We start from the raw sequence: 19182 nt of genomic DNA on the forward strand, positions 1-19182 counted from the left end.
ATCGCTTTTTTAAAATTTAAAGGCAGGCGTTCTTAAAGTTATCGTATCGGGTGAAAGAAAAAAAGCCCCGGTTTCCTTACTCTAGTAATACCCTATTCTGCATTTCTAACAAAAATATTCTCAAAGTATCACAGAAAATTGATGGCTTTGTGAGCTTCCTGTTACGCCATAATCTGATTTTTAGGCAAACTTAAAAACAGAGAAAATGAAAAAGATTTATGTATTACCAATTTTAGCACTACTGCTCTTCACAGCAAGTTGTGAGGATGACGACGAAGCCGTTGCTCCAGAGGAGGAGGTTGAGGTAGTACCGGCAGCGGGTACTATCTCCGGAGGACCTTTTTACTTTTGTGTAGATGGTACTTCGGATTTTGTAAGCGACATTACAATTGACAATACGGATGCCGTTGGTGCCAATAGCACTTGGGTCATTACAGATGATGAAGGGAATATCCTTGGCCTTCCACCGACGTTGGATGATGTAGGCGGCGTTGATTTTGATGGTGCCGGACCCGGGATTTGCTTTATCTGGTACCTGCGCTACGAAGATGGCCTTACAGGTGCGGAGATGGGCATGAATGTGCATAACCTGGAAGGAACCTTTGATCTTTCCAATTCTATAGAAGTAACTCGTAGTCAACCCAATGCGGGAACACTTTCCGGAGGCCCCTATGAATTTACAGTTGACGGCACACCAGATTTTGTAACAGAATTATCCCTGGACGATACGGATGTGGCCGGTACCAATAGTACTTGGGTCATTACAGATGACGAAGGGAATATCCTTGGGCTACCACCTACTCTGGAAGCCGTTAAGGGAGTAGATTTTGATGGAGCCGGGGCCGGAGTTTGTCTTATCTGGTACTTACGCTATGAAGATGGCCTTGTGGGCACAGAAATGGGTATGAATGCCAATGATTTGGAAGGATGCTTTAGCCTTTCCAATTCGATACAAGTAACACGGCTAATGGGTGCCAATGCAGGTGAAATTGCAGGAGGCCCGTATGATTTCTGTGTTGACGGAACCCCTGATTTTGTAGATGGAATTACACTGGATAGCTCTGAGGCGTATGGAAGCGAGAGCTCTTGGGTCATTACAGATGATGAAGGAAACATTCTAGGATTACCACCTACTCTTGAAGCTGTTAAAGGTGTAGATTTTGACGGTGCAGGTCCAGGGGTTTGCCTTATCTGGTATTTACGTTATGAAGGGGAATTGGACGGAGCCGAAGTAGGCATGAACGCCAATGATTTAAAAGGAAACTTTGATCTCTCAAATGCTTTGACCGTGAACCGAAGGAAAACGGAAGCTGGAACCCTTTCCGGTGGCCCCTTTACCTTTAAGGTAGATGGTACTCCTGATATGGTAAGTGGAATTACCTTGGATAACCCTGAAGCTTCAGGAACCAACAGCACTTGGGTAATTACCGATGATACAGGCAAAATTTTAGGTCTTCCACCAACTCTTGAAGCAGTTGAAGGTGTAAACTTTGACGATGCAGGTGTTGGCGTATGCTTTATCTGGTATCTGCGTTATGAAGATGGTTTAAAAGGTGCTGAAATGGGTATGAACGCCAACGATTTGGAAGGATGCTTTGACCTATCCAATTATATTAAAGTAACCCGAGAATTGCCTCACTAAAAACAAGCAAAACAAAATGTTATAAGAAACCCCGCAAATGCTATTTATTTACGGGGTTTCTATGTTTTTGCATTATAAGTAAAAAGAACTAAGCAGAGTTTCTACTTGCATTAATATTTCCATACAGTGATCGGGTCACTATTTTCTCATACAAATCCTTATGGTCCGCATTCTGTCCGATTTTTTGGAGCGCATATTGCTGAATTACCAACAAGGGCAATACGATGTTTTCTCTAATCTTAACGGATTCCCTGGACAATTCTTCGTCCTGCATCAAAATGGTATATCCAGAAATGAGCAGTAACATTTCCTTGGATAGTTTATACTCCTCATGTAGAATATTCCAAAAATCGCGATAAGCCTCATCTTCCTTCATATAACTGGTAAGCTCAAAATAGCATTTGGATAAAGACATCATACTATTGAGCATCAAGGCTTTAAAAAATGGAACTTCCTTATATAGTCTTTTAACCTCACTGATCCTACCATCATCCTTAAGTGTTTTAATTGCCGTTCCCAAACCGAAATAACCCGGTACGTTCTGTTTCAACTGGCTCCAAGAACCTACAAAGGATATGGCCCTAAGATCGGTAAGTTCCAGTTTTTTCTTATTGCCTCTTTTTCCAGGCCTACTCCCAATGTTGGCCTTGGTATAGTATTTTAGGGTACTTCGGTTCTCCAGATATGGGATGAACATCTCATGGTTCTTCAAAGCATCATATTTGGCAAAACTCAATTCCGACAATTCTTCTATCAATTTCCTGGATGCCCTTGAAATAACGTGCTCTTTTCCAAACAGATTATTGGACAATCCAGCAGTAAGCAACTGTTCGGAGTTATGCATAAACTGTTCCTTGTTCCCGTATGTACTTGTAATGGTCTGACCTTGTATGGTAAGCTGTATCTCATGATTGGCAACATCCTTGGTCTGTGCCGCGTAAAACCGGTGGGTCTTGCCCCCTCCCCTTGCCGGAGGGCCCCCACGTCCATCAAAGAAAATGGCTTTGACCCCATTCTTCTTACAAACTTTGGACAAGGTTTCCTTTGTCTTTAAAATGGACCAATTGGCTTTTAAATAACCTCCATCCTTGGTACCATCGGAAAAACCCAACATCATGGTGTGGGTACTGTTCCTGTGCTCTAAATGTGCCCTGTACTGTGGCAAATCAAAAAGCGATTGCATTACGGCCTCAGAATTTTCCATGCCCTTCATAGTCTCAAAAAGGGGAACAATATCAAAATTGATTTTATCCGCGTCCCAACCACACCATCTGAATAATCCATAAACAAACAATACCGAAAAAATGTCCTCCGAATTACTTATGATGTAACGGTTGCAACCTTCCTCCCCATTTTTTTTCTGGATATCGCTCAACTGTGCGATGTTCTGGATAGTATCCTTAACGATTCCGTCGTCAAAGTCGGTAGGTTTCAAAGTCCATTTTTCTTTCAAAAGGATACGTGTAAGTTGTTTCTCCGTAAGCTCATCCAATTCCTCTTTGATCAATCCCTTTTGCTTGAGTACATTTTCCACCACCAGTTTATGCTTGCTATGGTCTTGACGAATATCCAGTGTGGCGAAGTGGGTCTTAAAAATCCGTACTTTATCTATAAAATGGTCCAATTCTTTTACATAGAGGGAATGGTAGTCGTTTATCAAAATTTCACGGATATTAAGTAACGGGCCAATGATATCACCATAGTCTACAGATCTTTGGGAATCGAACATAGCAATGTAAAGATTGTCCCTAAGACTGTTCAACAGCGACCGTAAGCTTTTAAAGCTTAGTTTCTTGCGCAATCGCTTCAAATCATTATAATAGCACTTCATCAACGTAAGGCGAAGTTCATCCGCTACGGCTTTGGTAATATCGGCCGTAACAAAAGGATTACCATCACGATCTCCTCCTGGCCAAAAACCCAATTTCATGATGTTGTAATTGTCAAAATAATCATCTTTAATATTGTTTTTGATATAGGCAAAAAGTTCTCCCATCGCATCATAATACACGTTTCTAAGGATATAAATGATATTCTTGGCCTCATCCAGGGGTGTAGGTTTTTGGGCATTGATCAGTGAAGTAAGCCCCAATTGTTGTAGGGTCAAATCAATATCATTAATACGATCTTCAAGAATTAAGGTGCGTAACTCTTCCATAATATCCAGAACGGCCGGGGTATAGAATTGGGTGGGGTGTGCGGTAAGTACTATCCGCGCACTAAACGTAGATAATTTCTTTGCAATCTTATCCCAGCTTTTATTCTCGTTTACCAATTGAAAATAATCCTTTATGGACAAGGATGTCGTATGTTGGTGCAACTTGGGGAAAGCCGCGTCCTCAACACTGTCATAAAGCACCACTTGTCTTTCTACATATTGGATGATTCGAAACATGAAGTCTATCCTATCCTTTTCGGATTCAACATTGGCATAGTTCTGAAAGAAGGCATCCAGTATTTCCTGTGGTTTTTTTCCGGATTTCAACCCCTTTTCGCATTGTTCAAATAGCAAGGGAATCAACATACCGACGTTTTCAATATTTCGATAGGGAAGATTAAGGAACAGGCTGTTGTAAACATTAAACCTATTGGTGACCGATTTCTTGAACTCCTCTAATTTTTCTGATCGTTGCATAAAATGAATAAATATTGAATTTTGGGTGGTTTACTCATAAAACCAAGACGGTAAATATCAACATTATTGGGCAATTCCCCTTGGATTTCCAATCAAAATAACAAAATAGAACACGGACACCACAAAATGAACAAGGCTGCTTATCAATTGTCAAAAATAGTAACCTAAAAAAATGCCTTGTACTGCAATATTCTAAAATCCAAGGTGTTGAAATCGGGGTTTTCCCTTTTTCTTTGTTTATAGGCCTCCAAACTCCCAACCGCCCGGTTTGCCGCTCCCGAAGGTGCGGTAAGGGATACTGTTTTTATGGTTCTTTGCGTAAGGGGCAACGTAAAGGAATGGATTCTAGGAATCTCATTGGAAATTAGGTTCAATTCCAAATTGAACGTTTTTAGGTGTTTCCGAAAAAAGTATTCCGGTCCATTTTTACTATTACCTCCAGTAAATAAAAGCGTGTTAACATTGGGCAATTCCTTCAAATACCCTATTATATTTCTAAGCTTTATGTTGCTCATCCCTAAGTCCGAGGCATCCAATTTTGCCCTTTCCGCACTTTCAACGATGTCACAAATACCGATTTTTTTATACTTTAAAAAATCCATCCGCTGTTTTATAGCTTCATCCGTAGTCTCGAATTTTAAATCAAGGTGAAAAATGCGATCAAGTATGGGCCAAAGCTGTCCATCCCTACTACCATAGCAAAAATCCACGTCACCTTTCTTTAGATTCCCCATAGTAAATCTAGGAGGTGGCAATGTTCCTACAATGAGCTTTGTGGCCTCTGGGAAAAGGAAAGGTTTATAAGGGTGAGTGTGCAAAAACATGGGTATATCTTAAAAACGAAATGGTTTTTTGTAGGGTCAACTCCCTTGGACAGAGGATTGCATTTATTATCACAATTTCGTAATTTAAGACATAAATTCTTAAAATAGAACTAAATGGGGAAAGGAGATATAAAAACCAGAAGAGGAAAAATAGCGAACCGGTCTCATGGGGCGAGAAGGCCCAGGAAAATCAAAAAACGATTAACGGTGGAGGAAAAAATAGCAGTAACCAAAAAGAAATGACCTAATAATCTATTATAAAGCTAAGGTCTACATTTCCATCCTCGGTAATATCAAGTTCGTAGGTATAGAATCCTATGGGTAAAGGAGTCTCCCCCACAAAATCAATAGGCTGTAGTGTGAAGGTATCTTCACCTGACCTAATTTGGATGAATGCATATTGAAAGGCCGTTTCAAACTCCAAATATCCGGAATAGTCCCCAGCTGACACGTTTTCATAAACTTCTTCTGCATCCGAAACCTGAACTTCATCAAAAGTTATATTGCTGGTATTCCTTATACGGATGTTTACGGCATCAACACCATCATCCCGATCTGTGCAGCTCAAAACTAATAGAGATAATGTTAAAATAAAAAACTGTTTCATCCTTATTTTTTAAAGAGATGTTATAAAGATAAAACGGTTGCTTTGGAAAAATATTCTATCGGACGAACACTGGCTGATCTTCCCTTAAAGTATGCTCCTTGCTATATAGATAATCATCATAATCAAACCCTTTGATATCGTCCAATGTTTTGGCATCCGTATCCGAGATATAGCGGACCATGGAACCGCGGGCCTTTTTTGCAAAAAAGCTGATAACCTTAAGCTTGTCGTTTTTCCAATCTTTAAAAATGGGGGTAACGACAGGAACTTTTAAGGCCCTCTCATCAATAGCCCCAAAATATTCATTGCTGGCCAGGTTGAGGAAGAGTTCGTCATTTTCCATTTTGGAATTAAGGTGAGCGGTCAAGTCCTTTTTCCAGAACTCGTACAAATTCTTTCTTCGGTTTACCCTCAACTGGGTACCCATTTCCAATCTATAGGGCTGTATAAGATCCAAAGGCCTTAGGATACCATATAACCCGGATAGGATACGTAACGTATCCTGTAACTTCTCCAATTTCTCCTCGGGAATGGTATAGGCATCCAACCCTTGATATACATCACCATTAAAGGCATACATCGCAGGACGCGCGTTCTCAGGCGAAAATGGGATTGTGAACTTCTGATTGCGTTCCCAATTCAATTGGGCTAGATTGTCCGAAATATTCATTAGTTTGGACAATGCCCTAGGTCTTTTCTTTTGCAAAACTTTATTAAGCCTTTTGGATTGTTCCAGAAACTGGGGCTCGGTATATCTTTGGCTAGGCAATTTGCTTTCAAAGTCTAGCGATTTAGCGGGGGAAATGACAACTTTCATCTTTTTATATGTTTAGGCACCCTAAAAATAACAATGATTTTTGGGATATTGGCACCTTGTATGTAAAGAGTTTTCGATAGCTCCATTTGGAAAAACAATACTACTACACCTTGAAAAAATATGATAAAAAGAGTGCCCCCGTCAAAGCCAACCCATAAGTATTTATGCTAAACCTCTACTCTGCTTGGAATACCCTTTCCACTTTTCGATACATTGTAACATATCTTCCGGAATTTCGGAATCGAAGCGCATTTGCTTTCCTGTAACCGGGTGCAAAAAGCCCAAGGTCTTGGCATGGAGTGCTTGGCGCGGTAGAACCTTGAAACAATTTTCCACAAACTGTCGATATTTTGTGAACACCGTGCCCTTTAGAATTCGTTCCCCACCATACCTGGCATCGTTGAACAGTGTGTGGCCTATGTGTTTCATATGGACCCTTATCTGATGTGTACGGCCTGTCTCCAATCTACAGGAAACCAAGGTAACATATCCCAAACGTTCCAGCACCTTGTAGTGCGTGACAGCTTCCTTACCTTGATCGCCATCAGGAAATACCTGCATTTGCAATCGATTTTTAGGGTTTCGGCCTATATGACCCTCAATTGTTCCCGTATCATTCTCTACATTGCCCCAAACCAAAGCTATGTACTCCCGCTCGGAGGTTTTATCAAAAAATTGTTTAGCCAGGTGGGTCATGGCCGTTTCAGTCTTGGCCACCACTAGTAGTCCGGAGGTATCCTTGTCTATACGATGCACCAACCCGGGCCGTTCGTTGCTATTTATCGGGAGGTTATCAAAATGATGTATAAGCCCATTGATCAAAGTTCCCGAATAGTTTCCGTGACCTGGGTGGACCACCATTCCAGGAGGCTTGTTCACAACCAATAAAGTCTCATCTTCATAAACAATATTCAGTGGAATATCTTCCGGGACCAAAAGGAATTCATGTGGAGGATGCTCAAAAAGTACTTTTACCACATCTCCGGCCTTTACCTTATAATTCTGCTTTACAATGGACTCGTTTACCCAAATGTTTCCTGTTTTGGCGGCTTGCTGAATTTTGTTTCGTGTGGCATTTTCTATGAAATTCATCAAAAATTTATCCACGCGTAAAGGTTCTTGTCCTTTTGAAGCTACAAATTTATAATGTTCAAATAGTTCGTCCCCTTCAGGTTCGCGGGTACCCTGTTCCTCCATAACTTTTAGTTGGACTCGGCTTGAACCCGCGCACTTTCCGGAATAGTCCCATTTCCGCAGACCAGCTCTATTTTAGAAGTTTTCGGCAATTTATCGCCAGGCTTTATGTCCTTTCCCTTGTGCTTTATGTAGTATACCATATCCTTTCCCAACTGATCAATGTATGTAACCCGTTGCACATCCAAACCTACTGCACGCAGCATAGAAGAAGCGTTTCTTTGTGTTACTTGAATAATATTGGGTACGGTTACCTTTTTGTACCCGGAAGGGTTAACGGTAAAATAAATCTTTCTGTTTTCCTTCACCTTGCTACCTGCTGATGGGTCTTGCTCTATAATGGAAAACCTAGGGTATTCTGGGCTATAGTTCGCAGAATCCAATACTTCATAGCGCAAACCTGATTCTTCCACGGCTTGCCGCATATCCATTACCGACATTTTGGAAAAATCCGGTACAACAACGAATTCCCCATGGTTGGTAGTACTGTTCAACCAACGAAGGCACAAAAAAATTAAGCCTATCAAAACTACCAAGGATAAGCCTATCTGTACCAAAAAGGTTCTACTCCTTAAAAAATCGAAAAAACTTCTCATGGCCAAACAATCGTCGGACAAAGATAGGAAATGAGCCAAAACAAATGGTTTTAACCTTTCAAAAGTTAATGTATTATACATTAAGTATCTTAAAAAACAATCCCGGGCTATGCCATGGAATTGTTTTTTAGTTATTTTGGGTTTTGGAAAACTTGGCCTTTTAAACTTGCATTTGAATTGTATTATGAAAAAGAACATAGCCATTATCATGGGCGGGTATTCGAGCGAGTACCAGATTTCCCTTAAAAGTGGAAATGTAGTTTACGAATATCTGGACAAGACTAAATTTGATGCTTATCGAATCCATATTTTTAAGGATAAGTGGGTCTATGTTGATCATACCGGTAATGAGCTGCCCGTAAACCGGCATGATTTTTCAGTTACAGTGGACAAGGGTCATATTCATTTTGACTGTGTTTTTAACGCTATCCATGGCTCGCCCGGAGAGGATGGCCTTATGCAAGCTTACTTTGAGTTATTGGGTATTCCCCAAACATCTTGCAATCAATACCAATCCGCCTTAACCTTTAACAAACGTGACCTTTTGAGTGTTTTGAAGCCCTACGGCATAAAATCAGCGGCTTCCTTTTACCTGAATTTTGGAGACCCTATAAATGAGGACGTAATTATTCAACGAGTGTCCTTGCCCTGCTTTGTGAAAGCCAACCGTGCGGGAAGTAGCTTTGGTATGTCCAAAGTCTATAAGAAGGAAGATTTAAGACCGGCAATTGAGAAGGCTTATCAAGAAGATGATGAAATTCTTATTGAGGCTTTTTTGGATGGAACAGAGGTTTCCGTGGGTGTGATTACCTATAATGGAAAGACAAAGGTATTGCCTATAACCGAAATAACTACCGAGAATGACTTTTTCGATTATGAGGCCAAGTATGAAGGAAAGTCTCAAGAAATCACACCGGCCAGAATATCCAATGATCAAGAAAAAAGGGTTGTAGAATTGGCCAAGCGCGCCTACGAAGTAATTAATATGAAGGGATTTTCTAGGAGCGAGTTCATTTTTGTGGATGATGAACCCTATATGTTGGAAATGAATACGACCCCCGGACTTACAAAGGAAAGTATTCTTCCAGAGCAAGCTCGCGTTGCAGGAATATCCCTTTCCGCGCTTTTTGAGAGTGCCATAACCGAGGCTTTACGGGAAAATACCTAACTTTAGGCTATGAGACGCGCCATATTTCCGGGATCTTTTGATCCGCTTACTTTGGGCCATTACGATATTATAAAACGGGGCATCACTCTTTTTGACGAAATAATCATTGCCATAGGCATCAACGCAGAAAAGCAATATATGTTCCCTTTGGAACGACGAATGCAGTTTGTCCAAAAAGCCTTTGAAAAAGAATCAAAGATCAGAGTGCATACCTATGAAGGGCTTACCGTAGAGTTCTGTAAAAAGATGAAAGCGGATTTTATTCTAAGAGGGCTTCGCAATCCGGCCGATTTTGAATTTGAAAAGGCTATTGCACATACCAATCGGAAGCTTTCCGAAATTGAGACCGTTTTTCTATTGACCTCATCTGGAAAGTCCTATATAAGTTCTTCTATAGTCCGGGATGTTATCAGAAATAACGGGGATTATACGGGACTAGTACCTGATTCCGTAAGAATCCCGTAGTTTACTTCTTACCTTACATGAGTATATGTATTTATTTTTCTTTAAAAAAGAGATTACTTTCCAAAATATTTTTATGAATTAACAAGAAAATTCTTCATTTTATTATTAATTTTAATTCTCACCCCACCCAAATATTGAATCACAACGCGTTTGGGGGTGTTCACAACAAACCTTTATCAGAATTGGAAAATCGTTCTACTTTAGTAAGAAATTACGACTACATGTTGAAGGGATCCCAAACCTTATCTAGTAATTATTTGATTAAACAGCTGCCCAAAGCTACCGTTTTTGTAGACAAAAGGTTACAAATAGTTCATGCTTCGGATTCTTGGATTACCCACTTTAACTTCAGTAACGATACTGTTTTGGGGAAAAACATCTCCGAACTTTTTGGTGAAATAAGCAAGGATTGGAAAACCGTTTTGAAGGACTGTTTAAAAGGGAAGTCTTCCGAAGTAGGTATAGAACGCTTTTTGGATAATGAAAATGATGAAAAATGGTTTGAGTGGTCCAACATTCCTTGGTATGACGAGAACGAGAATATCGTAGGAGTTATAATTCAAACTGACGATGTTACTGAAAAAGTACATAATGAGTTAAAGCTCAAAAAACTTGAGGTCCTCTTACGTGAAAAGTCGGATATCGCCAAAATTGGGAGCTGGGAGTATGATATGTTAAAGGATGAAATTACTTGGTCCGATATGACGAAGGCTATTCACGAAGTTCCTAAAGACTATATCCCTACCATTGAAAAAGGAATTAACTTCTACAAACAAGGGTATTGCAGGAACACTATTTCCATGGCCGTGAACAAGGCTATAGAAAGTGGTACTTCTTGGAACGAAAAATTACAGATAATAACGGCCAAAGGTAATGAAAAGTGGGTGATAGCGGCTGGAAAACCTGTATTCAAAAATGAGAAGTTAATTGGATTGATAGGTACTTTCCAGGATGTCAACGACCAAGTATTATCTGAAATTAAGACCAAGGAAAACGAGCACCTTCTTAAAACCTTGATTGATCATTTACCCTTAAATGTTTTTATTAAGGACAAGGAATCAAGAAAAGTACTTGTAAATAGAGCGGAATGTGACTATTTAGATGTTAGTGGTCCCGAAGAAGTTCTGGGCAAAACCGATTATGATTTTTACGATGAGGAAACCGCAAATATTACCAGAGAGGATGACCTGCATGTTATGAACTCCAGGACCCCTATTTTGGGGGAGGAAAGGGGAAGTATTAAAAAGAATGGGGATGCCATAACCTTTTTAACTTCTAAGATACCCCTAATTGGAGATGACGGGACCGCCTACGGACTGGTAGGTATAAGTATGGACATTACCAATCTAAAACAAAAAGAGGAAGAGCTCCGGGATTTAATCAATGTAACCTCCTTGCAAAACAAAAAACTGGTCAATTTTGCCCACATCGTATCGCATAATCTAAGGTCGCACACGGCAAATTTCTCCATGTTACTGGACTTTTTGATCCATGAAAAAAGTGAAGAGGAAAAAAAGAATATTATCGGAATGCTGATCGATGCCTCTGATAATCTTTTGGAAACCTTGGAAAACCTAAATGAGGTTGTCGCCATAAGCACCAATACAAATTTGGAAAAGAAACCCATTAATCTTAACGAGAAGATAAAGGTAGTACAACAGAATCTTGCGGCCTTCTTATTGAATAACAATGCTAAAATTGTGAATTCCGTTTCGGATGATGTTTATATAAAAGCGGTACCGGCCTACATTGAAAGTATCTTAATGAATTTCATTACCAATGGCATAAAATATAAGGATCCGGAAAGAAACCCTATAATCAATTTAAGTGCCACCAGCAATAATGGCTATACCATATTGAGCATTGCAGATAACGGAATGGGCATAGATCTTAAAAAGTATGGGGACAAGTTATTTGGAATGTATAAGACATTTCATGACAAAAAGGATTCAAGAGGTATTGGGCTCTATATTACCAAAAATCAAATAGAGGCCATGAACGGAAAAGTAATTGCCTGTAGTGAAGTGGGAAAAGGAACTACGTTTAACATATATTTTAATGAAAAAGATTAACTCCATTTATATTGTAGATGATGATCCCATTACGGTATTTGGTATACGAAAAATGTTGGATTCCATCGCAATCTGTGATAATATCTCCTCCCATGCCAATGGGAAATTGGCTTTGGACGACATAAAAAAAACTCTTAAAAACAAAGGTCAAGTGCCAGAGATTATTTTTTTGGATATCAACATGCCCATAATGGACGGATGGCAGTTTTTGGAAGAGTTCATTTCCCTTCCTTTGGAAAAAAAAGTGCGAATAAATATCGTAACCTCCTCTATAGATCCCTTTGACCATAAAAATTGGGATCTTTACAAATCCAGGACAGATCATATGATCACTTTTAATAACAAACCCTTGAAGAGAGATCATCTAAAAGAGATTACCAAAGCAGCATGACCAGTAAAAAAGGTACTTTTTCCTTAATTTTGGTAAAGGACTTTCAGTTTGCGCCCTATGAAACTTTTTGGTGTATTATTACTGGTATTGGGCCTTATGGCCTGTGAAACCAAAAAAGAAGATGAAGAACCCAGGTTTCCAACCCCATTTGAGCAGTCTAATGGAGAGGAAACGGCCACCTACTTACAGGTAGTGGATTTTTATATTCAATTGGCCAAGCAATTCCCTGAAATCAACATCCAGACCATAGGACAAACGGATAGCGGATACCCCTTACATATTGTTACCTATAATCCTGAGGCTACCTTCAACTTTCAAAAAATAGCCGACCAAAAGACAATTCTCCTTATAAATAATGGCATACATCCCGGCGAAAGCGATGGTATTGACGCCACCATGCTATTGTACAGAGACTTGGCCATCGGGAAGATAAATCCCCCGACCAACACCGTATTGGTGACTATACCAGTATACAATGTGGGTGGGGCACTAAATAGGAACACTAGTACCAGGGCAAATCAAAATGGACCTAAATCCTACGGTTTCCGAGGTAACGCATTAAACTATGACCTCAATAGGGATTTTATAAAAGGGGATACAAAGAATTCAAGAACCTTTGCCGAAATTTTTCATTTGGTAAGACCTAATGTTTTCATAGATACGCATGTAAGCAATGGAGCGGATTATCAATATACACTCACCCACCTATCTACACAGCACAATAAACTTGGCGGGGAATTAGGAGAATATCTTGATCGAGAAATGTTGCCGGCTTTGGAAAAATCGCTGAAAATGGAAAATTGGGATATTACGCCATATGTAAATGTATATAACAAGGCTCCCGAAGAAGGGTTTTCCCAGTTTATGGATCATCCGAGGTATTCCACCGGATATACCACACTCTGGAATACCTTGGGTCTTATGATAGAAACCCATATGCTAAAACCTTACGCACAACGTGTACATGGTACTTATCAGTTTTTAAGGACAATGTTGGCTATTACCAATAGGGATAGCGAACGAATAGAACAACTCGGTGAAAAAGCCCGTACAAGGCATAAAAACTGGAATTACTATCCCATAAAATGGGCGTTGGACACAACCAAAACCACAATACGGGACTTTAAGGGATATAAAGTGGATACGATCGTCAGTGAAGTAACAGGCTTTGATAGACTTTCCTATGATCGGGAAAGGCCATTTACCAAAAAAATGGAATATAAAAACTATTATAAACCGATTGATTCAATAAAAATTCCAGAAGCCTATATCCTTAAAAAAGGATGGACCTCCGTAATAGAGCTTTTGGATTTGAACAAAATAAGCTACGAAACTTTACAAAATGATTCCACTTTGACCGTTGAATCTTATAGGATAAAAGAATACAAAACTTTAGATTTCCCCTTTGAAGGGCATTACCTGCACTATGACACACAAATCTCCAAGGGTACGGTGAACCTCTTATTTTCCGAAGGAGATCTACTGATTCCTACGGATCAAGAGGGTATCCGCTATCTTCTGGAAACCCTGGAACCCCGCGCTGTGGATTCCTTTTTCAATTGGAATTTCTTTGATTCCATATTACAAAGAAAAGAAGGCTTTTCGCCCTATGTTTTTGAGGATTTTGCGACCGAAATGCTAGAAAATGATCAACAGCTCAAGGAGAACTTTGACAATAAGAAAAAAGCTGATTTGGAATTTGCGGATAACTGGTACGCACAATTGAATTGGTTATACCAAAAGTCGGAATTTTATGAACCTGCCCATATGCAGTATCCCGTTTACCGCATAGCTTCCGGCAAAGGTATGCCATAATCTATTCCCCGAAGAGTATTTTTATATTGGTATAGGAGTTTTCCAAGGCCTTTTGGATTTTTTTGGGGCCCTTCCATTTCACCTTTTCTATGCCCTCGTTCTTTTGACCCTTCAGTTTACCCTCATAATTGGTTCGCATAGCGTACCAATGTACTTCCTTTAGTTTATATTTTCCGTTCCTCTTAAAAACATGGTAGGTGGTTTGTAATACGTTTTCAATCTTTAATCCCTTAACACCGGTTTCCTCCTCTACCTCACGCAAGGCACATTCCTCCAAACCTTCATTCTTTTCCAGCTTTCCTTTAGGTAAATCCCACTTATCGTTCCTGTAGATGAAGAGCACCTTTCCTGCTTTATTCGTTACAACGCCTCCGGCGGCAACTTCCAATGGAATCTGTTTGCAGAACTTCTTAAGGATTTCTTCGTGATTAGGATGATAGATATAGGCCTCCTCCAACTTTTTCTTGGCCAGTGCGTCAATAGCCTCCTGTATAGCCTCCGCGTTAAGAGGGTAATATCTACTATTGGCAATTTCAGAAAGTTTGTTGGTTAAAATAAGAGGTGCCTCTTTGACAAAAACTTTATACATTTGCTCCATGATTTTGGACAAAAACACCGCCAAAAAAACAGCAGAGCTTCTGTTACAAATTAATGCAATAAAGTTGAGACCGGAAAATCCTTTTACATGGGCCTCCGGATGGAAATCCCCTATTTATTGTGACAATAGAATTATACTTTCCTACCCAATGATACGAAACTATATTAGGGAGGAAATGGCCAAGCAATTGGAGTCCCTTTACGGTAAACCTGATGTGATTGCAGGGGTCGCTACTGGGGCCATTGGAATTGGGATGTTGGTTGCAGATTATTTGGGCCTTCCCTTCATTTATGTTAGACCCGAGCCGAAATCCCATGGAAGAAGAAATCAGATAGAGGGTAGATTGGAAGCCAATCAGAATTTGGTAGTGGTAGAAGATCTCATAAGTACAGGGAAAAGTAGTTTAAACGCCGTAGAAGCACTCACTAATGAGGGTGCAAATGTAAAGGGAATGTTAGCTATTTTTAATTATGGCTTTGACGTTGCCCAAGAAAATTTTGAGACGAGGGACATGGAACTGCATACGTTGGGAGATTATGACCATCTCATCCAAGAGGCATCGGAAACCGGATATATTAAAGAAAATCAGTTGAACACATTGTTGGAATGGCGAAAAAGTCCTTCCACATGGCATCCTTAAAAAATGTATTTAGAAACACCAAAAAAAAATATTTCAAAAAGTCAGGAGCAGGTTTTCGACTTTCTTATCGAGCTTAAAAATTTTGAAAAGCTGATGCCTGATAGTATTGATAAGTTTGAACTCATTAATGAAGATCGATTTCTGTTTGCCTTAAAAGGCATGCCCGAAATTGTTCTCCAGCGCAAGGAACAACATCCCCACAACAAAATTGTCCTTGGTGCTGCGAGCGATAAACTACCTTTTACGCTCACAGCCGATATCTTGTCCATATCCAACAGTGAGACCCAAGTTACGTTAAATTTTCAAGGAGAATTTAATGCTATGATGGCCATGATGATCAAGACACCCATCACCAATTTCATGGGTACATTGTTAGAAAATCTTGAGGAAACCTTAGTATAAAAGTGTTACTTCCTTAAACCCGAATTCTTTTTTTATATCGTCCTCAAGCGCAATAATTAATTTACCTTCGAGAGAGATACCACGGATAAATCCCATGAATTTTATTCCATTGGAGTCCTCAAAGGTCGATGGCTTGTCCTTTCGAAACAAGTTTTCACTATAAACTTCCCATAATTTTTCAATTCCCGTTTTTTGAACATTTTGAAAAGTTGCTTTCAAACTATTCAAAAGCGCCTTTAAAAGCTCATCCAAATCAAACGTTTTGCCCAGCAACAATTTTAAGGAGGAAGCTTTAGGGACATTATGGAAAATCGTTTGGTTAGTGTTAAGGCCGATACCGATAATGGAGGCCTTTATTTTGTTTCCCGATATAATATTCTCTATAAGAATGCCACAAATTTTAGATGAGCCTGACAGAATGTCGTTAGGCCATTTGATCTTTAAATCAGGAACCTGAAGCCCCCTCAAACCATTAACAAGGGCCAATGACACTATGATATTCAACAAAAAAGAGTCATCTGTGGAAAGGTCTTTATTTTCCTTTAAAACACTAAATGTCAGGTTTTTACCTTCTTCGGATATCCAATGTGTTCCCATTTGCCCCCTACCTTTCAACTGGTTCTTGGCAACAACTACGGTGAAGTCTTGAGAGACGTTGGAAGCAATAAGTCTTTTTAAGTACGCATTTGTAGAGTCTGTGGCATCAAGTTTGATTATTGGCATGAGGCATCCTTTACATCCTATCTTTAATCAATTGTTAAAAACTAGAGGTAAAAGAACAAAAAAATAATAACTTTGCTTAAACTAAAATTTTTGAATGCAGAAAGGGAAAGCTAGCGTAGACGAGTTAATCACATTAATTTTACAGGGAATAGATGAAGTAAAAGGGAACGATGTTAGCTTGCTTGACTTAAGGGAAATTGAAAATACTGTTTGTGACTACTTTATAATTTGCAGTGGTACTTCCAACACTCACGTTAATGCTATAACGGGATCCATCCAAAAAACAGTTAGCAAAGCAATAAAAGACAAGCCTTGGCACGTAGAAGGCGAAGATAATGCCGAGTGGGTTCTAATGGATTACGTTAATGTGGTAGTCCATGTCTTCCAAAAACATATTCGGGAATTCTATGATATAGAAGGTCTTTGGGGTGATGCCAAGTTCACCGAAATCGAAAGTAGCATAAACCAAGCCTTGAAGTAATCCCTAATGCGTAATTACTAAAGGGGGCAAAAAATAAAATAATGGCAAAAGAAAGCAATACAAATCCTAAAAAACCCAGATTCAGTTCCTGGTGGATTTATGGATTGATAGCAGTTTTATTAATAGGGTTCCAGTTCTTTGGAAGTGGAAATCTTTCAAGCACCAAGAAAACTACTACTTCAGAGCTGCAGGAATATCTCAGAAATGGGGATATTGAAAAAATTCTGATCATCACCAATACAAGGCAGGCAAAAGTCTTTTTAACGAATGAGGCGCTCCAGAAGGATGTTCATAAAGATGTCAAGGACCAGCCTTTTGCTTTAAGCCCTTCCGCTTCACCCCAATATGTTTTGGATTATGGGGATCTTCAGAATTTTGAAAACGAGATAAAAGATCTAAAAACCGAGAACAATTTGGATACCATAGTGGACTATGATACGGAATCCAACTACCTCGGTGACTTTTTGATTGGGATTCTTCCTTTTGTTTTGATAATCGGCATCTGGATTTATTTAATGCGAAGAATGTCTGGAGGCGGAGGCGGAGGTGCCGGAGGTCAGATTTTCAATATCGGTAAATCCAAGGCCAAGCTTTTTGATGAAAAGACGGACACCCGTACATCGTTTAAGGATGTGGCCGGATTGGAAGGGGCCAAAGAAGAGGTTGAGGAAATCGTTGAGTTCTTAAAGAATCCCGATAAGTATACCTCTTTGGGAGGCAAGATTCCAAAAGGCGCCCTTCTTGTAGGTCCTCCTGGAACTGGAAAAACGCTATTGGCCAAAGCCGTTGCCGGGGAGGCTAAAGTACCCTTCTTCTCGCTTTCCGGTTCTGATTTTGTTGAAATGTTTGTTGGAGTGGGTGCTTCAAGGGTACGTGACCTTTTTAAGCAAGCCAAGGATAAATCTCCAGCCATAATTTTCATTGATGAAATTGACGCCATTGGTAGGGCAAGGGGAAAGAATAATTTCACAGGCTCAAACGATGAGCGCGAAAACACGCTGAATCAACTGCTTACCGAAATGGATGGTTTTGGCACCAATACCAATGTTATTGTACTTGCGGCGACCAACCGGGCAGATGTATTGGACAAAGCCTTAATGCGAGCCGGTAGATTTGATAGACAGATCTATGTTGACTTACCCGATATTAGGGAACGAAAGGAAATATTTGAAGTGCATTTGAGGCCCATTAAGACCGCAGAAACTTTGGACTTGGACTTTTTGGCAAGACAGACCCCTGGTTTTTCGGGTGCCGATATTGCCAATGTTTGCAACGAAGCCGCACTTATTGCTGCGCGCAAGGAGAAAAAGGCGGTTACCAAACAAGATTTTTTGGATGCTGTGGACCGTATTGTAGGCGGCCTTGAAAAAAAGAACAAAATTATTACCGCCGGCGAGAAAAAGACCATTGCCTATCATGAAGCAGGACATGCCACTGTTAGCTGGATGCTGGAACATGCCGCTCCTTTGGTAAAGGTAACTATTGTCCCAAGGGGACAATCACTGGGTGCCGCATGGTACTTGCCGGAAGAACGTCTCATAGTACGTCCGGAACAAATGAAGGACGAAATGTGCGCAACCTTAGGGGGGCGTGCCGCGGAAAAAGTGATTTTCGACAAAATCTCTACCGGTGCTTTGAGCGACTTGGAAAAAGTCACAAAACAGGCCCGGGCCATGGTGACCATTTATGGACTTAATGAAGAAATTGGCAACCTCACCTACTACGATTCTTCTGGACAAAGTGAATATGGCTTCACCAAACCTTACAGCGAAGAAACCGCGCAACGCATTGATACGGAAATCTCAAAAATAATTGAGGAACAGTATCAGAGAGCGGTGGAAGTACTCGAAACCAATAAAGACAAACTGATTACCTTGGCAGAGCGACTTCTGGAAAAGGAGGTCATCTTTAAGGAAGACCTCGAGAAAATATTTGGACAAAGGCCATTCGAAAAAGAATTCGATCAAAAAGGACAAGAAAATTTGAATGGAGAGAAAAAGGTAGAGGAGATTACCGTAGAAGAAAAAGAGGAAGAAGAAAAAAAAGAAAATAAATAATAAACTTGGACGTTCATCATTAATGACGGAATAGTATTAAGAAGTTTATGATGTA

Annotated in this window: 19 protein-coding genes; 11 read left to right on the forward strand and 8 right to left on the reverse strand. The window is 39.9% G+C overall.

The annotated features are described in order from the left end of the window. Window positions 1-205 precede the first annotated feature (205 nt). Window positions 206-1642, forward strand: a complete 1437-nt coding sequence (locus ACP2AF_RS20325) for a hypothetical protein (protein WP_425237957.1) — start codon at window positions 206-208, stop codon at window positions 1640-1642. Between the two features lie 88 nt (window positions 1643-1730). Here the strand turns inward: ACP2AF_RS20325 and ACP2AF_RS20330 are convergent, their stop codons facing one another. After that, window positions 1731-4277, reverse strand: coding sequence for a phosphoenolpyruvate carboxylase (locus ACP2AF_RS20330; protein ID WP_425237958.1), 2547 nt, complete (start codon window positions 4275-4277; stop codon window positions 1731-1733). 164 nt (window positions 4278-4441) lie between these two features. Next, on the reverse strand, window positions 4442-5101 hold the full coding sequence (locus ACP2AF_RS20335; protein ID WP_425237959.1) for a uracil-DNA glycosylase family protein: 660 nt from the start codon (window positions 5099-5101) through the stop codon (window positions 4442-4444). 114 nt (window positions 5102-5215) lie between these two features. On the opposite strand from ACP2AF_RS20335, the gene ACP2AF_RS20340 reads away from it, so the two are divergent. After that, entirely contained in the window at window positions 5216-5344 is a 129-nt protein-coding gene (locus tag ACP2AF_RS20340; protein ID WP_120713267.1) for a 30S ribosomal protein THX, read from the forward strand. Window position 5345: 1 nt separating this feature from the next. Here the strand turns inward: ACP2AF_RS20340 and ACP2AF_RS20345 are convergent, their stop codons facing one another. From ACP2AF_RS20345 to ACP2AF_RS20360, 4 genes are all read right to left on the reverse strand, one after another. Further along, window positions 5346-5708 (reverse strand): hypothetical protein, encoded by a 363-nt coding sequence (locus ACP2AF_RS20345; protein WP_425237960.1) that lies wholly within the window; start codon window positions 5706-5708, stop codon window positions 5346-5348. 55 nt (window positions 5709-5763) lie between these two features. Then, window positions 5764-6525, reverse strand: a complete 762-nt coding sequence (gene yaaA, locus ACP2AF_RS20350) for a peroxide stress protein YaaA (RefSeq protein ID WP_425237961.1) — start codon at window positions 6523-6525, stop codon at window positions 5764-5766. 162 nt (window positions 6526-6687) lie between these two features. Then, on the reverse strand, window positions 6688-7722 hold the full coding sequence (locus ACP2AF_RS20355) for an RluA family pseudouridine synthase (RefSeq protein WP_425237962.1): 1035 nt from the start codon (window positions 7720-7722) through the stop codon (window positions 6688-6690). Between the two features lie 5 nt (window positions 7723-7727). After that, complete coding sequence (locus ACP2AF_RS20360) at window positions 7728-8315, reverse strand: PASTA domain-containing protein (protein WP_425237963.1); 588 nt, start codon at window positions 8313-8315, stop codon at window positions 7728-7730. A gap of 184 nt (window positions 8316-8499) precedes the next feature. On the opposite strand from ACP2AF_RS20360, the gene ACP2AF_RS20365 reads away from it, so the two are divergent. The 5 genes from ACP2AF_RS20365 (at window position 8500) to ACP2AF_RS20385 (ending at window position 14226) form a co-directional block, all read left to right on the forward strand. Next, entirely contained in the window at window positions 8500-9483 is a 984-nt protein-coding gene (locus tag ACP2AF_RS20365) for a D-alanine--D-alanine ligase (protein ID WP_425237964.1), read from the forward strand. Between the two features lie 9 nt (window positions 9484-9492). After that, window positions 9493-9948 (forward strand): pantetheine-phosphate adenylyltransferase, encoded by a 456-nt coding sequence (coaD, locus tag ACP2AF_RS20370; protein WP_425237965.1) that lies wholly within the window; start codon window positions 9493-9495, stop codon window positions 9946-9948. Between the two features lie 221 nt (window positions 9949-10169). Beyond that, window positions 10170-12020, forward strand: coding sequence for a PAS domain-containing protein (locus ACP2AF_RS20375; protein WP_425237966.1), 1851 nt, complete (start codon window positions 10170-10172; stop codon window positions 12018-12020). Next, window positions 12007-12411 (forward strand): response regulator transcription factor, encoded by a 405-nt coding sequence (locus ACP2AF_RS20380; RefSeq protein WP_425237967.1) that lies wholly within the window; start codon window positions 12007-12009, stop codon window positions 12409-12411. Before ACP2AF_RS20375 ends, ACP2AF_RS20380 begins: the two co-directional genes overlap by 14 nt. A gap of 57 nt (window positions 12412-12468) precedes the next feature. Next, on the forward strand, window positions 12469-14226 hold the full coding sequence (locus tag ACP2AF_RS20385; protein WP_425237968.1) for a M14 family metallopeptidase: 1758 nt from the start codon (window positions 12469-12471) through the stop codon (window positions 14224-14226). Window position 14227: 1 nt separating this feature from the next. On the opposite strand, the gene ACP2AF_RS20390 is transcribed toward ACP2AF_RS20385, so the two are convergent. Next, a complete protein-coding gene (locus tag ACP2AF_RS20390; protein WP_120713678.1) occupies window positions 14228-14815 on the reverse strand; it encodes an NUDIX hydrolase in 588 nt (195 codons plus the stop codon). A 7-nt stretch (window positions 14816-14822) separates the two neighbouring features. On the opposite strand from ACP2AF_RS20390, the gene pyrE reads away from it, so the two are divergent. Further along, entirely contained in the window at window positions 14823-15464 is a 642-nt protein-coding gene (gene pyrE / locus ACP2AF_RS20395; RefSeq protein ID WP_425237969.1) for an orotate phosphoribosyltransferase, read from the forward strand. Window positions 15465-15467: 3 nt separating this feature from the next. Then, on the forward strand, window positions 15468-15866 hold the full coding sequence (locus tag ACP2AF_RS20400; protein ID WP_425237970.1) for an SRPBCC family protein: 399 nt from the start codon (window positions 15468-15470) through the stop codon (window positions 15864-15866). Here the strand turns inward: ACP2AF_RS20400 and ACP2AF_RS20405 are convergent. After that, window positions 15858-16589: a biotin--[acetyl-CoA-carboxylase] ligase gene (locus ACP2AF_RS20405; protein WP_425237971.1), complete on the reverse strand. Its 732-nt coding sequence runs from the start codon at window positions 16587-16589 to the stop codon at window positions 15858-15860. The genes ACP2AF_RS20400 and ACP2AF_RS20405 overlap by 9 nt on opposite strands. 94 nt (window positions 16590-16683) lie before the next feature. Between ACP2AF_RS20405 and rsfS the strand changes: the two genes are divergently transcribed. Together rsfS and ftsH are read left to right on the forward strand one after the other, a co-directional pair. Further along, window positions 16684-17070, forward strand: coding sequence for a ribosome silencing factor (gene rsfS / locus ACP2AF_RS20410; RefSeq protein WP_425237972.1), 387 nt, complete (start codon window positions 16684-16686; stop codon window positions 17068-17070). A 41-nt stretch (window positions 17071-17111) separates the two neighbouring features. Then, window positions 17112-19127, forward strand: a complete 2016-nt coding sequence (gene ftsH / locus ACP2AF_RS20415; protein ID WP_425237973.1) for an ATP-dependent zinc metalloprotease FtsH — start codon at window positions 17112-17114, stop codon at window positions 19125-19127. The last annotated feature ends 55 nt before the right edge of the window (window positions 19128-19182 follow it).

This window comes from Ulvibacterium sp. (assembly GCF_965248315.1).
Lineage (GTDB): Bacteria > Bacteroidota > Bacteroidia > Flavobacteriales > Flavobacteriaceae > Ulvibacterium.

Coding starts and splice junctions, on each gene's coding strand:
- ACP2AF_RS20325 (WP_425237957.1), top strand. CDS start 206: ATGAAAAAGATTTATGTATTACCAATTTTAGCACTACTGCTCTTCACA.
- ACP2AF_RS20330 (WP_425237958.1), bottom strand. CDS start 4,277: ATGCAACGATCAGAAAAATTAGAGGAGTTCAAGAAATCGGTCACCAAT.
- ACP2AF_RS20335 (WP_425237959.1), bottom strand. CDS start 5,101: ATGTTTTTGCACACTCACCCTTATAAACCTTTCCTTTTCCCAGAGGCC.
- ACP2AF_RS20340 (WP_120713267.1), top strand. CDS start 5,216: ATGGGGAAAGGAGATATAAAAACCAGAAGAGGAAAAATAGCGAACCGG.
- ACP2AF_RS20345 (WP_425237960.1), bottom strand. CDS start 5,708: ATGAAACAGTTTTTTATTTTAACATTATCTCTATTAGTTTTGAGCTGC.
- yaaA (WP_425237961.1), bottom strand. CDS start 6,525: ATGAAAGTTGTCATTTCCCCCGCTAAATCGCTAGACTTTGAAAGCAAA.
- ACP2AF_RS20355 (WP_425237962.1), bottom strand. CDS start 7,722: ATGGAGGAACAGGGTACCCGCGAACCTGAAGGGGACGAACTATTTGAA.
- ACP2AF_RS20360 (WP_425237963.1), bottom strand. CDS start 8,315: ATGAGAAGTTTTTTCGATTTTTTAAGGAGTAGAACCTTTTTGGTACAG.
- ACP2AF_RS20365 (WP_425237964.1), top strand. CDS start 8,500: ATGAAAAAGAACATAGCCATTATCATGGGCGGGTATTCGAGCGAGTAC.
- coaD (WP_425237965.1), top strand. CDS start 9,493: ATGAGACGCGCCATATTTCCGGGATCTTTTGATCCGCTTACTTTGGGC.
- ACP2AF_RS20375 (WP_425237966.1), top strand. CDS start 10,170: ATGTTGAAGGGATCCCAAACCTTATCTAGTAATTATTTGATTAAACAG.
- ACP2AF_RS20380 (WP_425237967.1), top strand. CDS start 12,007: ATGAAAAAGATTAACTCCATTTATATTGTAGATGATGATCCCATTACG.
- ACP2AF_RS20385 (WP_425237968.1), top strand. CDS start 12,469: ATGAAACTTTTTGGTGTATTATTACTGGTATTGGGCCTTATGGCCTGT.
- ACP2AF_RS20390 (WP_120713678.1), bottom strand. CDS start 14,815: ATGTATAAAGTTTTTGTCAAAGAGGCACCTCTTATTTTAACCAACAAA.
- pyrE (WP_425237969.1), top strand. CDS start 14,823: ATGATTTTGGACAAAAACACCGCCAAAAAAACAGCAGAGCTTCTGTTA.
- ACP2AF_RS20400 (WP_425237970.1), top strand. CDS start 15,468: ATGTATTTAGAAACACCAAAAAAAAATATTTCAAAAAGTCAGGAGCAG.
- ACP2AF_RS20405 (WP_425237971.1), bottom strand. CDS start 16,589: ATGCCAATAATCAAACTTGATGCCACAGACTCTACAAATGCGTACTTA.
- rsfS (WP_425237972.1), top strand. CDS start 16,684: ATGCAGAAAGGGAAAGCTAGCGTAGACGAGTTAATCACATTAATTTTA.
- ftsH (WP_425237973.1), top strand. CDS start 17,112: ATGGCAAAAGAAAGCAATACAAATCCTAAAAAACCCAGATTCAGTTCC.